This window comes from Streptomyces sp. NPDC007205 (assembly GCF_040634095.1).
Lineage (GTDB): Bacteria > Actinomycetota > Actinomycetes > Streptomycetales > Streptomycetaceae > Streptomyces.
Map to the genome: position 1 here is coordinate 1 of NZ_JBEYEW010000017.1, position 14532 is coordinate 14532.

Below are 14532 nucleotides of genomic sequence, written 5' to 3' on the forward strand. Positions count from 1 at the left end.
TATGGGGGGGGAATGGGGGGGGCCCCGCCGGGGGGGGCCCGGGGGGGGGCCGGTGGGGGGGGCCTGGGTCGGGCGGCGCCCCGCCCCCGGGGCCCGGGGGAGGCGGCCCTCGACTGCCTGGCGCTGCCGCTTACTTGCGGATCAGGTTGCGCAGCACGTACTGCATGATGCCGCCGTTGCGGTAGTAGTCGGCCTCACCGGGGGTGTCGATGCGGACGACCGCGTCGAACTCGACACCGGTGTCGGTGGTGACCTTGACCGTGCGCGGCGTGGTGCCGTCGTTCAGCTCGGTGACGCCGGAGATGGAGAAGGTCTCCTCGCCGGTCAGGCCGAGGGAGGCGGCGGAGGCGCCCTCCGGGAACTGCAGCGGCAGCACGCCCATGCCGATGAGGTTCGAGCGGTGGATGCGCTCGTAGGACTCGGCGATGACGGCCTTGACGCCGAGGAGTGCGGTGCCCTTGGCGGCCCAGTCGCGGGACGAGCCGGAGCCGTACTCCTTGCCGGCCAGGACGACCAGCGGGATGCCGGCGGCCTGGTAGTTCTGCGAGGCGTCGTAGATGAAGGAGACCGGGCCGCCGTCCTGGGTGAAGTCGCGGGTGTAGCCGCCCTCGGTGCCCGGCGCGATCTGGTTGCGCAGGCGGATGTTGGCGAACGTACCGCGGATCATGACCTCGTGGTTGCCTCGGCGGGAGCCGTAGGAGTTGAAGTCACGGCGCTCCACACCGTGCTCGGTGAGGTACTTGCCGGCCGGGGTGTCGGCCTTGATGGCGCCGGCGGGCGAGATGTGGTCCGTCGTCACCGAGTCGCCGAGCTTGGCGAGGACGCGGGCGCCGGCGATGTCCTCGACCGGGGCCGGCTCCATGCCCATGCCCTCGAAGTACGGGGGCTTGCGGACGTAGGTGGACTCGGCGTCCCACTCGAAGGTGTTGCCGGTCGGGACCGGCAGGGACTGCCACTGGGCGTCGCCGGCGAAGACGTCCTGGTACGACTTGGCGAACATGTCCTCGCCGATGGCGCTCGCGACGACCTCGTTGACCTCGGCCTCGGTGGGCCAGATGTCCTTCAGGTAGACCGGGTTGCCGTCCTGGTCGGTGCCCAGGGCGTCACGGGTGATGTCCACCTTCATGGAGCCCGCGATGGCGTACGCGACGACCAGCGGCGGGGAGGCCAGGTAGTTCATCTTGACGTCGGGGTTGATGCGGCCCTCGAAGTTCCGGTTGCCGGAGAGGACCGAGGTGACGGCGAGGTCGTGGTCGTTGACGGCCTTGGAGACCTCCTCCGGCAGCGGGCCGGAGTTGCCGATGCAGGTGGTGCAGCCGTAGCCGACGAGGTTGAAGCCGACCTTGTCGAGGTACGGGGTCAGGCCCGCCTTCTCGAAGTAGTCGGTGACGACCTTCGAGCCCGGGGCGAGCGTGGTCTTGACCCACGGCTTGCGGGTCAGGCCCTTCTCGACCGCCTTCTTGGCCACCAGGGCGGCGGCGACCATGACGTACGGGTTCGAGGTGTTGGTGCAGGAGGTGATGGCCGCGACCGTCACCGCACCGTGGTCCAGCTCGTAGGTCGTGCCGTCGGGGGCGGTGACGGGGCACGGGTTGGACGGGAAGCCGTTGGGGTGGACGGCCGGGGCGTCGGAGGCCGGGAAGGACTCCTTGCCCGCCTCGTCCACGTCGTCGACGTAGTTGCGGACGTCCTGCTTGAACTGCTCGGCGGCGTTGGCGAGGACGATGCGGTCCTGCGGGCGCTTGGGGCCGGCGATGGACGGGACGACCGTGGACAGGTCCAGCTCGAGCTTCTCGGAGAAGTCCGGCTCGGCCTTCGGGTCCAGCCAGAGGCCCTGCTGCTTGGCGTAGGCCTCGACGAGCGCGACCTGCTGCTCGGAGCGGCCGGTGAGCTTGAGGTAGTTCAGGGTCTCGTCGTCGATCGGGAAGATCGCGGCGGTGGAGCCGAACTCCGGGGACATGTTGCCGATGGTGGCGCGGTTGGCGAGGCTCGTGGCCGCCACACCCTCGCCGTAGAACTCGACGAACTTGCCGACCACACCGTGCTTGCGGAGCATCTCGGTGATGGTGAGCACGAGGTCGGTGGCGGTGGTGCCGGTGGGCAGCTCGCCGGTGAGCTTGAAGCCGACGACGCGCGGGATGAGCATGGAGACCGGCTGGCCGAGCATGGCGGCCTCGGCCTCGATGCCGCCGACGCCCCAGCCGAGGACGCCGAGGCCGTTGACCATGGTGGTGTGCGAGTCGGTGCCGACCAGGGTGTCCGGGTAGGCCTTGCCGTCGCGGACCATGACGACACGGGCCAGGTGCTCGATGTTGACCTGGTGGACGATGCCGGTGCCGGGCGGGACGACCTTGAACTCGTCGAAGGCGGTCTGGCCCCAGCGCAGGAACTGGTAGCGCTCCTTGTTGCGGCCGTACTCCAGCTCGACGTTCTGCTTGAAGGCGTCGTTGGTGCCGAACTTGTCGGCGATGACGGAGTGGTCGATGACCAGCTCGGCCGGCGCCAGCGGGTTGATCTTGGCGGGGTCGCCGCCGAGCTCCTTCACGGCCTCACGCATGGTGGCGAGGTCCACGACACAGGGCACGCCGGTGAAGTCCTGCATGATCACGCGGGCCGGCGTGAACTGGATCTCCTGGCTGGGCTGGGCCTGGGAGTCCCAGGTGCCGAGGGCGCGGATGTGGTCGGCGGTGATGTTCGCGCCGTCCTCCGTGCGGAGCAGGTTCTCCAGCAGGACCTTGAGGCTGTACGGCAGGCGGGCCGAGCCCTCCACCTTGTCCAGCCGGAAGATCTCGTACGACTCGTCGCCCACCTGCAGCGTGCTGCGGGCGTCGAAGCTGTTCGCCGACACGACAGTCTCCTTCATTGATGTGCGCGTACCACCGTCAATCGTGCCGCCACGCCGGCTTGGCCGATCCGGTAAGGTCAGGCTAAGTTAGGCGAGCCTTACTGGAGTGGCGGCTACGGTGCGCCTCGGCAGATATCTCGATGTCGAGATAACTCTAGTACATGGGCGCTGAATGGTCATGCCCGGCCCGGCCCGGCGCGCGGTGCAGACCGGTTCCGGCGGCGGTTACCAGCTCAGATCGGCGTTCATCTTGGCGGGGGCCAGGGCGGTCACGTGGCCGTGGTCGCCGTACACGGACTGCCGCCAGTGGGCGAACGCCTTGGCGGCGCGGTTCAGCTCGTCGTCCTGCCATACGCCGTAGTCGACCCACACATCGGCCTCCGTACGGCCGCTGTCGTCGGGCGTGCGGATGCAGACCCTTGTGACATGGGCGGCGACAGCGGCGTCACCCTTCGGGGCGCCCGCCGTCAGGTAGGCGCGGAACTCGCGTGTCATCGAGAACCAGCGGTGCGGCCCGGCCCCCGGCACCCCCGAGGGCGACCCCTGGTCGTCGGTGGTCGTGTCCGTGGCGTCACCCGTGGGCGACCCCTGGTCGTCGGTGGTGGTGTCCGGAAGCCCCTGGCCGTCCTGATCGTCGGACGTCTCGTCCGGAAGCCCCTGGCCGTCCTGGTCGTCGGACGTCTCGTCCGGAAGCCCCTGGCCGTCCTGATCGTCGGACGTCTCGTCCGGGAGCCCCTGGTCATCGGTCGTCGCGTCCGGGAGCTCCTGGTCGTCGTCGTTCGTGTCCTCCGGAACGTTCTCGACATCGCATGCCCTGTCGACCACGGTCGCCCGCGGTGACGGTGAGCCGCCCCGCGCCGCGTCCGCGTCCGCGTGCCGCGTGCCGCAGGAGACGAGCGAGCAGCAGCCGACGAGCAGCGCGGCGACAAGGTGGCGGCGCATCCTGGTCCTCATGTGTATCCCCACGTGTATCCCCCTTCGGGGACTGAGAGGGGCAAGCGTGAGCGGGGGTTGCGCGGGTAACCGAGTGTCATGCGACTTCGACTGATTTGCCCGGATCTCTCCGGGTGGCGTGCCCCCGTTGCCCCAGGCGGCGCTGACGGGCCGTCACGCGTGTCACCCGAATGGACCCCCCGGCGGGCGCCATCTCATATCTGAGATAACCTCAACCTCATGGCAGACGACTACCTCGTACGCATCGGCAAGCTCATCCGTGACGCCCGGCAACACCGGGGCTGGACACAGACGCAGCTGGCGGAGGCTCTCGGCACCAGCCAGAGCGCGGTCAACCGCATCGAGCGCGGGAACCAGAACATCAGCCTTGAGATGATCGCCCGAATCGGTGAAGCCCTGGACAGCGAGATCGTGTCGCTGGGATACGCGGGTCCGATGCATCTGCGCGTGGTCGGCGGCCGTCGGCTGTCCGGCGCCATCGACGTCAAGACCAGCAAGAACGCCTGTGTGGCGCTGCTGTGCGCCTCGCTGCTCAACAAGGGGCGCACGGTGCTGCGCCGGGTCGCCCGGATCGAGGAGGTGTACCGCCTTCTGGAGGTGCTGAACTCCATCGGTGTGCGCACCCGCTGGATCAACGACGGCGTCGACCTGGAGCTGGTGCCGCCCGCCGAGCTGGACATGACGGCGATCGACGCGGACGCCGCCGTACGCACCCGCTCCATCATCATGTTCCTGGGCCCGCTGCTGCACCGCATGGACCACTTCAAACTGCCGTACGCCGGCGGCTGCGACCTGGGCACGCGGACCATCGAGCCGCACATGATCGCGCTGCGCCGGTTCGGCCTGGACATCGCGGCCACCGAGGGGCAGTACCACGCGCAGGTCGACCGCGCGGTCCGCCCCGACCGCCCGATCGTGCTGACCGAGCGCGGCGACACCGTGACCGAGAACGCGCTGCTGGCCGCCGCCCGGCACGACGGCGTGACGGTCATCCGCAACGCCTCCTCCAACTACATGGTCCAGGACCTGTGCTTCTTCCTGGAGACCCTCGGCGTCAAGGTCGAGGGCATCGGCACCACCACGCTCACCGTGCACGGCGTGCCGAACATCGACGTCGACGTCGACTACTCCCCCTCCGAGGACCCGGTCGAGGCGATGAGCCTGCTGGCCGCCGCCGTGGTGACCGAGTCGGAGCTGACGGTGCGCCGGGTGCCGATCGAGTTCCTGGAGATCGAGCTGGCAGTCCTGGAGGAGATGGGCCTCGACCACGACCGCAGCCCCGAGTACTTCGCGGACAACGGCCGTACCCGCCTGGTGGACCTGACCGTCCGGCCCTCCAAGCTGGAGGCGCCGATCGACAAGATCCACCCGATGCCGTTCCCGGGCCTGAACATCGACAACGTCCCGTTCTTCGCGGCCATCGCGGCGGTCGCGCAGGGCCAGACCCTCATCCACGACTGGGTCTACGACAACCGGGCGATCTACCTCACGGACCTCAACCGCCTCGGCGGCCGGCTACAACTCCTCGACCCGCACCGGGTGCTGGTCGAGGGACCGACGCGCTGGCGCGCGGCCGAGATGATGTGCCCGCCCGCCCTGCGCCCCGCCGTGGTCGTCCTGCTGGCGATGATGGCGGCCGAGGGCACCTCGGTCCTGCGCAACGTGTACGTCATCAACCGGGGTTACGAGGACCTCGCCGAGCGCCTGAACTCGATCGGCGCCCAGATCGAGATCTTCCGGGACATCTGACGGTCTTCGGGAAAGGCGCCGTCACGCCCGGACCGTCCGCGACGAACGGCTCGGTCGGCTGCGCACCGACCCGGCGGTGCGCCAGGCCGCCCCGTACCTCGAACGGCAGGCCACGGACGGCCGGTTGACCGGGACACCGGCCACGGAACGCGTCCTGGCGGCGTTCGAGGGGAGTACGCGCCCCGGTGGGCACCCGAGCGGTGGGGCGGCGGGAGGCCGGCCCCACAGCGTTCCGGAAACGGCAACAAAAATTGCTCGGGCCGAGCCTCCGCCGCACCCTTGCGGCGGAGGTGGTCGCCATGACCGGCGCATTCAACGACACGACCAACCGAACCTCGTACGACGTCATCGTGATAGGCGGCGGGGCGGGCGGGCTGAACGCCGCGCTCGTGCTCGCGCGGGCCCGTCGCTCCGTCGCCGTCATCGACTCCGGGGAGCCCCGCAACGCACCCTCGGCCCATATGCACAACTTCCTGTCCCGTGACGGGGTCCCCCCGCTCAGCGTGCTGGAGACCGGACGCGCGGAGATCGCCCGCTACGGCGCCGTCCTGGTGGAGGGCCAGGTGGACCAGGTGGAGCCCGGCGAGTCGGGCGGGTACGTGGTCCGGCTGGCCGGCGGCGCGACGCTGGACGCCCGCCATGTCGTCCTCGCCACGGGCCTGCGCGACGAACTGCCCGCCATCCCGGGGCTGCGCGCGCTGTGGGGCAAGGACGTGATCTTCTGCCCGTACTGCCACGGCTACGAGGTCCGTGACCAGCCGCTGGTGGTGCTGGGCGTTCACCCGGCCTCCGCCGGGCAGGCGCTGCTGCTGCGCCAGTGGTCGCACGACGTCGTGTACGTCCCGCACACCCAGCCGCTCGCCGAGGAGGACCGGGAGCGCATGGACGCGCGCGGGGTCAGGGTGGCCGAGGGGCCGGTGTCGGGTGTGCTCACCAAGGACGGGCGGCTGTACGCGGTGGAGCTCGCCGACGGGCGGACCCTGGAGTGCTCCGCGGTGTTCGTCTTCCCGAAGATGACCCCGAACGACGCGGTCTTCGACGGTCTCGGCTGTGCGCGGGACGAGGCCGGCTGGCTCGTCACCGACCGGACCGGGCGCACCAGCCGGCCGGGCCTGTGGGCGGTCGGCAACGTGGTGGACAGTCGCGCCCAGGCCATCACCGCGGCCGGTATGGGGGCTGCCGCCGCGTTCGCGCTCAACCACGACCTGGTGGACGAGGAGATCGAACGGGCCGTCACCGTACACCGCGCGGCGTCCGCGGCCGCGGCCCACTAGATCCTGTCGTCAGGCGTCCGGCGTCCCTTCACCGCCGGGGGAACCGCGGGAGCCCGCGGTTCCCCCGGCGTCGGCATGTCGGCGCTTCGGCCGGCGCGGCGCTCAGGCGTGCGCCCGGTGGGTCGGGCGGGCCCGTACATGCATCCGCTCGCCCTGGCGGCCGAAGAGGCTCAGGACCTCGACGGGGCCCTCGCCGGTGCTGCCGAACCAGTGCGGCAGCCGGGTCTCGAACTCGGCCACCTCGCCGGGGCCGAGGACCAGGTCGTGGTCGGCGAGGACGAGCCGCAGCCGGCCGGAGAGCACGTACAGCCACTCGTATCCCTCGTGGGTGCACAGCTCCGGCGTGGTGCGGCCGGCCGGCAGGACCATCTTGTAGCTCTGGATCGGGCCGGGCTGGCGGGTCAGCGGCAGCACGGTGTTGCCGTGCACCCGGTGCGGCTTGAGCCGGACCCGCGGATCGCCCACGTCCGGGGCGCCGACCAGTTCGTCGAGCGGAACCTGGTGCGCCTGGGCGATGGGCAGCAGCAGTTCCAGGCTGGGGCGGCGCTGGCCCGACTCCAGCCGTGACAGCGTGCTCTTGGAGATGCCGGTGGCCTCCGACAGCGCGGCGAGCGTGACACCGCGGGCGGTTCGCAGCCGCTTGAGCCGGGGGCCGACCTCGGACAGGGCCTGGGCGATGGTCGGGGACTGGTCCACGGTGTCATTACATCGACCAGGTCCCCGAACTCGCAACGCGATGTGCTGTTTTCGGACGCCCATCGCTCGTGCAGGTCACAGGCCGAGGGACCGCCCGATCAGCTCCTTCATCACTTCCGTCGTTCCGCCGTAGATCGTCTGCACCCGGGCGTTGGCCCACTCCCGGGAGATCGCGCTCTCCTTCAGGTAGCCGTAGCCGCCGTGCAGTTGCAGGCACCGGTTGGCCATGTCCACCTGCAGCTCGGTCGTCCACCACTTCGCCTTCGCAGCGTCCGTCACCGACAGCCGTCCCGTGTTGAGTTCGCTGATGCAGTGGTCCAGGAAGACCTGGGCGATGGTGAGTTCGGTGTCCATCGTGGCGAGCTGGAACCGGTTGTGCTGGAAGCCGCCGATGATCTGTCCGAACGCCTCCCGGGTGCGCGCGTACTCCAGGGTGTCGGCGAGGATCCGCTCGGCCGCGCCCACCGCGACGGTCGCGATGCTCAGCCGCTCCCGGGGCAGCCCGGCCATCAGATAGGCGAGACCGGCGTTCTCCTTGCCGATCAGGTTCTCGGCCGGCACCCGGCAGTCGTCGAAGAACAGCTCGCAGGTGTCGCTGGCGTGCCAGCCGAGCTTCTCCATGCGCCGGCCGCGGGTGAACCCGGGGGTGCCGCGTTCGACCACCAGCAGGCTGATGCCCTGGGCGCCGCGCTCGGGCGCGGTCTTGGCGGCGACCACGACGACGTCGGCGTTCTCGCCGTTGGTGATGAAGGTCTTCTGCCCGTTCAGGACATAGCCGTCCCCGTCGCGCACGGCGGTCGTGCGGATGTCCGCGACGTTGGAGCCGGCGTCGGGCTCGCTCATCGCGATCGCCGCGATCAGCTCGCCGGAGCAGAGTCCGGGCAGCCACCGGGCACGCTGCTCCTCGGTGGTGCGCTCGGCCAGGTATCCGGCGATGACGTCGTTGTGCGCGACGAACCCCGGTGCCGTCGCCCGCGCCCACATGATCTCCTGGGCGAAGACGGCCGGGTAACGGAAGTCGGGCTCGCCGCCCCCGCCGTACTCGGGTGCCACACCGATGCCGAGCAGGCCCGCCTTCCCGGCCTTGCGCCACACCTCCCGGTCGACGATGCCGTCGCGCTCCCACCGGTCGTGGTACGGCACGACCTCCCGGGTCAGGAACTCCTGGCATGCGTCGCGGAACTGCTCGTGCTCCGCCTCGTAGCGCCTGCGTGCCATGCGGTCACCTCTCCCCGGCGCCGGTGTGGTCGGCGACGGTCGTCAGGGTTTCCTTGGGGTTGTGTACGGCCGCGAAGTGGCCGCCGTCGATCTCCACCCGGCGGACCGGGGCCGTGCTGTGTGCGGACCACGGCCAGACCTTCTCCGGCGGGGCGTGCACGTCCTCGCGGGCGGCGATCAGGGTGAGCGGGAAGTCCACCCGCAGCCCGGCGGCCTCCCGCGCGAACTCGGCCCGTACGGCGTCGTCCTCACGCAGCATCCGCAGCAGGATGCGGCTCATCGTGGGGTCGGCGAGCACCACGGGCGGGGTGCCGCCGTCGGCGGCGGTCCGGGCGAGCAGTTCCTCGTCGGGTACGCCGGCGAGCAGTTCCCCGGGCCGCTGGAGGCCGGGCGGTACGGCCCCGGACAGCACGGCGCGTTCGGGTGCTGTGCCCGCCTGGCGGGCCACGGCGGCGGCGACCGCCAGGCTCGTCGTGGCGCCGAAGCTGTGCCCGAAGGTCGCCCAGCGCACGCCGGGGGTGCGGGCCCGCTCGGCCAGCAGGTCGGCGAGCACGTGCTCGGCCATGGCTCGCACCAGGGCGTGGAAGCCCGCGGCCCGGCGCTCGCGGCGGCGCGTCCCGCGGCCCGGGGCGTCCACGCCCCGGACCGACAGGTGCGGACCCGTCAGCGGCTGCCAGCCCCGGTAGACCAGAGAGGTCGCCCCGGCGTGCGGAAAGCAGTAGAGCAGTACCGGGGAGCCGGATGGAGGCTGCACGGTCACTCCTTCGTGCTCCGGGCCAGCTTCTCAGCCAGCATCAGGGTGGTCAGGTTGGTGGGCGCGCTGGGGATCGCCGGGAAGAGCGAGGCGTCGGCGATGCGCAGGTGTTCGGTGCCGTGCACCCGGCCGTCCTGGTCGGCGACCGCCCACGGGTCGGTGTCGGGCCCCATCCGGCAGGAACCGGCCGCGTGCCAGCCGGGGTTCATGATGTGGCGCACGCCGCTGCGCACGACGCCGTCGCTGGCGATCATCCGGTCGCTCCAGAACTGGGTCTGCACCAGCCGGCCGGCCAGGCCCGGTGAGCGCAGGAAGCCCCAGGCCCGGCGCACGCCGTGGCAGAGGCGCTCCACGTCCTCCGGGTCGGTGCCGAGGCCCAGTTCGATGACGGGCGCGGCGGTGGGGTCGGCGCTGTCGAGGAAGACCCGGCCGCGGGAGCGCGGGCGCATCAGCATCACCGAGGCGCCCACGACCAGCGGCCAGCCGAGCCGGTCCACGAAGCCGGGGATGGTGTGGCTCTCCACGTTGTTGAGCAGCCCGACCTGGATGTCCACGTCGTCGTCGAAGCCGCTGCTCATGCGGGCCGCGACCTGCCGCCAGGGCAGGCCCGGCGTGCACACCCCGTCGGCCGGCCGGGACCAGATGACGACCGAGGGGTGGTCCACCAGGTTCCTGCCCACGCCGGGCAGGTCGGCGACCGGGGTGATGCCGAGCGCGCGGAGCAGCGCCGCGCCGCCGACGCCGGAGCGCTGGAGGATGGCGGGGGTGCCGACAGCGCCGGCGCTCAGCACGACGTGCCGGGCGCGGATGGTGCCGGGTCGGCCGTCCGTCTCGGTCTCCACGCCGACGGCCCGGTTCTTCTCGAACAGCACCCGGGTGACCCGGACCCCGGTACGCAGGTGCAGGTGGGGCAGGTTGCGGGCGGCGGAGAGGAACGCGGTGGCGGCGTCCACGCGTTCGCCGTCGACCGCGTTGCCGGGGATCGGGCCGACCCCGGCCTCGGCGCCCGCGTTGAGGTCCGGCAGCGTGGCCACGCCCTGCCGGTTGCACTCCTCCCAGAACGCCGCGTCCAGTTCGTGCACCTGCTCGCGCGGGGTGCGGCGGACGGGCAGCGGGCCGCTGTCGCCGTGCAGCGGGCCGGGGAAGTCGGCGTCGTTCTCGATGTCCTTGTAGAAGGGGAGCACCTGCTCCCAGGACCAGTCGGGGTTGCCGTGCGCCGCCCAGGCGGCGAAGTCGCGGGGCAGGCCGCGCAGGGCGATGGCGCCGTTGACGGCGGAGCCGCCGCCGACGACCTTGCCGAGCTGGTAGGGGAAGCGTTCCCACAGGGCGCGGGCGCCGGCCCGGCCGGGGGGCGCGCCGGCCGGCGTGCCGGAGCCCCGGACCAGGTCCTCCAGGCGGCTGCTGGTGCGCAGGTTGGCCCGGTAGTCCCAGTTGTAGCCGGCGAGCACGAGCCGGCCGGCGTCGGCCAGCGGATGGGACCGGTCCCGGGGGCGGGGCTGGTCGGCGCCCGCCTCCAGCAGCAGGACGTTCCCGGAGTCCCGGGCGGCGAGCCGGGCGGCGGTGACGGCACCGGCCGAGCCCGCTCCGACGATCACGTACTCCCACTCGCGGACCTGTGCGGCGGGTTCTCGGGTGGCAGTCACGCGGCCGGCTCCTCGACGGATCCGATCAGTTCGGCGAAGGAGGCGATCGACGCGTTCATGAACAGTCCCTCGACCATCTCCTGCTCCGCCTCGGCGCCGATGCCGAACTCGGTGCGCAGCAGTGCGAGCAGGCCGACGGCGTGCAGGGAGTCTCCGCCGATGTCGAAGAAGCCCTCCTCCACCCCGAAGTCGCTGTGGCCGAGCTGCTGCGCCCACAGGTCGAACAGCCGCTCCTCCAGCCGGCCGCGGGGTGCGGTCCTGCGGTCGCCGGCCTCGGAGTCGTCGTTCCACGGCGTGGGCAGCGCCTTGTGGTCGATCTTGCCGTTGGTGGTCAGCGGCAGGGAGTCGAGCGTCAGGAAGCGGCTGGGCACCATGTAGCCGGGCAGCAGGGCCGCCAGCGCCTCGCGCAGCGCGGCCGGGTCCGGGTCGGCGCCGGCCTCGGGCACCACGTATGCGGCGATCTGCCGCTGGCCGGTGCGGGCGTGGGCGGGCGCGGTGACCAGCGCGGTGCGCACGCCCGGCTGGCGGACGAGTGCGGCCTCGATCTCGCCCAGCTCGACCCGGTAGCCGTTGATCTTCACCTGGAAGTCCTCGCGGCCCAGGATCTCGATGTCGCCGCCGGGCAGGTAGCGGCCGAGGTCGCCGGTGCGGTAGAGGCGCTCCCCGGTGACGGGGTGGACGAGGAAGCGTTCGGCGGTGCGCTCGGGGTCGCCCAGGTACCCCTGGGCCACGCCGGTGCCGCCGATGTGGATCTCGCCGGTGACCCCGACGGGTGACGGCTCCAGCCACTGGTTGAGGACATGCATGGTCTGGTTGGCGAGCGGCTTGCCGTAGGGGATGCTCGACCACTCCGGCCGTACGGTCTCGATCGGGTGGTGGATCGACCAGATCGAGCCCTCGGTGGCGCCGCCCAGGCTGATCACCCGCATCGCGGGGATCTTCTGCCGGATCCGGCCCGGCAGGTCCACGGGTATCCAGTCGCCGCTGAGCAGGGCGAGGCGCAGCCGGCATCCGCGCGGGGCGCCGCCGTCGCCGAGCGAGTCGATCCACATGCGCATCGGGGCGGGCACGCTGTTCCAGATGGTCACGCCGTAGCGGCCGAGCAGCTGGGTCCAGTGCGCGATGTCGTTGCCGAGGGCCGGGGCGGGGACGACGACGGTGCCGCCGGCGCCCAGGACGCCGAAGAGGTCGTACACCGACAGGTCGAAGCCGGTCGGGGCGAGGGCCAGCACCCGGTCGTCGGGGCCGACGCCGAAGCGGTGGTTGATGTCCTGCACGGTGTTGGCGGCACTCCGGTGGGTGATCATCACGCCCTTGGGTTCGCCGGTGGATCCCGAGGTGAAGATCACGTACGCCAGGTCGTCCGGGCTCCTCCGGCGCGCGGGCCGCTCGGCGGAGCACTCCAGGGTGGCCGCGTCCTGCGGAGTCACCACCGTCACGCCCTCGGGCCAGCGCAGCGACTCGCGCAGGTCCGGCTCGGTGACCACGGCGCGCACCGAACATCGCGCCAGCAGCCGCAGCCGCCGTTCCTCGGGCAGTTCCGGGTCGATGGCCACGTAGGCGGCGCCTGCGTGCAGCACGCCGAGCAGCGCGGAGTACTGGGTGGCGCCCGGGCGCATGGACACGGCGACGATCTCGCCCGGTGCGGTGGCGGGGCCGGTCAGCAGCCGGTGGGCGATCCGGTGGGCGTCCTCGGTGAGTTGGCGGTACGTGGTCTCCGTGCCGGGGGTGAGGACCGCGACCGCGTCGGGGCTGCGCCGGGCCGCGTCGGCGACCAGTTCGTGCAGCAGGGCCGGCGGGATGTCCGCGGCGGTGGCGTTGGCCAGCGCCCGCTCCTCGGCCTGCTCAGCCGGCAGCGGCACGAGCCCGCGGGTGGTGTCCCAGACCGACGGGTCGTCCGCGAGCCGGTGCAGCAGCGTCACGTACGCCTCGAACATGTCCTCCAGGGTCCCCTCGGGGAACAGGCCCTCGACGGCGTTGAAGTTGACGCTGAGCCGGCCGTCGAGCTCCAGGATCTGGTTCTCCAGCCACACCTGCGGGGTCCGGCTGTGGTCGTGCACCAGCTCGCCGAAGGACTCCAGGGCCCCCGCCCCGGGGACGCCCTCGCCGCCGAGGGTGCTGGAGAAGACCACCGGCATCGACGCCCGGCCGTCGTCCCGGCGCCGGGCCAGGTCGCGCAGCACCCGGATGCCGCCGTGCGTGGCGTGCGCCAGGTCCGCAAGGAGCCGCTGCTGGAGGTCCGCGGCCCGCTGCGCGAACGTCTCCTCGGGCCGTCCGCCGACGGCGAGCAGCCCCGGGGAGAGGAAGTCGCCCATGATCTCCTCGGCCTGCGGGTGCAGGGGGAGCCGGTGGAACTGGGTGACGGTCAGGGTGAACTCCTGCCGCCGCGACCAGGTCCGCAGCACCTCTGCGTACGCGGCGAGCAGCACGCCGGAGGGGGTGAGCCCGTGCCGGTGGGCCGCCGCCCGCAGCTCCTCCCAGCGCTGCGGGGCGAACACGGCGCGGTGCCGTACGAACCGCGGGATGCCGAGCTGTTCGGGGGCCGTGGCCAACGGCAGTTCGGGCGCCGGGGGCAAGGTGTCCAGGCGCTCGGCCCAGTATGCGGCGGCGGCCCGGCCCGCGCTGTCCTCGCGCAGTTCCTCCTGTGCCAGCACGTAGTCGCGGAACGACAGCTCCAGCGGCCGGACGGGCAGGTCGGGGTCGTCATAGTGGCGGCGCCACTCCTCCATCAGCGTGAAGAGGCTGCGCATGTCGAGGAAGAGCAGGTCGACGGCGAGGTGCAGCCGCACCCGGCCGTCGTCGAGGAGGGTGGCCCGGACGTCGAGTTGCGGAGCCCGGTCGGCGGGCAGCACCTGCTCGGTCAGTTCGGCGCGGATCCGCTCCAGTTCGGCGCTCTGTTCCCCGGCCGGCCGGCCGCGCAGGTCGGTGGTGCGGACGAGGTACGGCGCCGGCTCCTCCGCGGCGAGGATCCGCTGCGTCTGGTCGGTCCCGGCGACCGTGCGCAGCGCGTCGTGCCGGGCGACGACCTTCCGCAGGGCCTCGGTGAGCCGGTCCACGTCGAGACCGGGGCAGTCGAACTCCAGGTAGTACTGGCTGGAGATGCCGCCGAGTTCCAGGCCGCCCAGCCGGCCGATCAGGTACGCCTGCTGGATGTCGGTGAGCGGGAAGGGTTCGTGGCGCCGCTCGGGCTGCGGCTTGAGTTCCGGCAGGTCCTGGTCCGGGCCACGGTGGCCGGGCCGGGCGCTCAGTTCCGCGAAGAGGTCCTCCATCGACGTCCGCCCCTTTTCGTCAGATAACTGGTTTGCCTTCTCATGCGTGGTGCGTAAGGGGGACGCTAGCCAGCGGCCGCATTCGGTCTCAATACGGTCCGACCGTAGGGACGGCCGAAGGATTTGGCCG

9 protein-coding genes and 1 pseudogene are annotated in these 14532 nt (G+C 71.8%); 3 read left to right on the plus strand and 7 right to left on the minus strand.

From position 1 onward, the window contains the following. Positions 1-130: 130 nt before the first annotated feature. A complete protein-coding gene (acnA, locus tag ABZ624_RS25760) occupies positions 131-2848 on the minus strand; it encodes an aconitate hydratase AcnA (RefSeq protein ID WP_360093443.1) in 2718 nt (905 codons plus the stop codon). Between the two features lie 222 nt (positions 2849-3070). Next, positions 3071-3799, minus strand: coding sequence for a hypothetical protein (locus ABZ624_RS25765; protein WP_360093446.1), 729 nt, complete (start codon positions 3797-3799; stop codon positions 3071-3073). A gap of 219 nt (positions 3800-4018) precedes the next feature. On the opposite strand from ABZ624_RS25765, the gene ABZ624_RS25770 reads away from it, so the two are divergent. The 3 genes and pseudogenes from ABZ624_RS25770 (at position 4019) to ABZ624_RS25780 (ending at position 6822) form a co-directional block, all read left to right on the plus strand. Next, entirely contained in the window at positions 4019-5548 is a 1530-nt protein-coding gene (locus ABZ624_RS25770; protein WP_360093449.1) for a UDP-N-acetylglucosamine 1-carboxyvinyltransferase, read from the plus strand. A 34-nt stretch (positions 5549-5582) separates the two neighbouring features. Further along, positions 5583-5726, plus strand: a pseudogene (locus ABZ624_RS25775) (methylmalonyl Co-A mutase-associated GTPase MeaB); the annotation flags it as partial. Positions 5727-5847: 121 nt separating this feature from the next. Beyond that, positions 5848-6822 (plus strand): NAD(P)/FAD-dependent oxidoreductase, encoded by a 975-nt coding sequence (locus tag ABZ624_RS25780; RefSeq protein WP_360093452.1) that lies wholly within the window; start codon positions 5848-5850, stop codon positions 6820-6822. A gap of 102 nt (positions 6823-6924) precedes the next feature. Here ABZ624_RS25780 and ABZ624_RS25785 read toward each other — a convergent pair whose 3' ends face one another. The 5 genes from ABZ624_RS25785 to ABZ624_RS25805 all read right to left on the minus strand — a co-directional run bounded on the left by ABZ624_RS25785 (position 6925) and on the right by ABZ624_RS25805 (position 14402). Next, positions 6925-7518, minus strand: a complete 594-nt coding sequence (locus tag ABZ624_RS25785) for an XRE family transcriptional regulator (RefSeq protein ID WP_360093455.1) — start codon at positions 7516-7518, stop codon at positions 6925-6927. Between the two features lie 75 nt (positions 7519-7593). Continuing rightward, the gene (locus tag ABZ624_RS25790; protein ID WP_360093458.1) at positions 7594-8736 is read right to left on the minus strand and encodes an acyl-CoA dehydrogenase family protein; all 1143 of its coding nucleotides are present in this window, start codon (positions 8734-8736) and stop codon (positions 7594-7596) included. 4 nt (positions 8737-8740) lie between these two features. Beyond that, complete coding sequence (locus tag ABZ624_RS25795) at positions 8741-9490, minus strand: thioesterase domain-containing protein (RefSeq protein WP_360093461.1); 750 nt, start codon at positions 9488-9490, stop codon at positions 8741-8743. A 2-nt stretch (positions 9491-9492) separates the two neighbouring features. After that, a complete protein-coding gene (locus ABZ624_RS25800) occupies positions 9493-11133 on the minus strand; it encodes a GMC family oxidoreductase N-terminal domain-containing protein (protein ID WP_360093464.1) in 1641 nt (546 codons plus the stop codon). Further along, entirely contained in the window at positions 11130-14402 is a 3273-nt protein-coding gene (locus ABZ624_RS25805) for an amino acid adenylation domain-containing protein (protein ID WP_360093467.1), read from the minus strand. Before ABZ624_RS25805 ends, ABZ624_RS25800 begins: the two co-directional genes overlap by 4 nt. Positions 14403-14532: the final 130 nt, after the last annotated feature.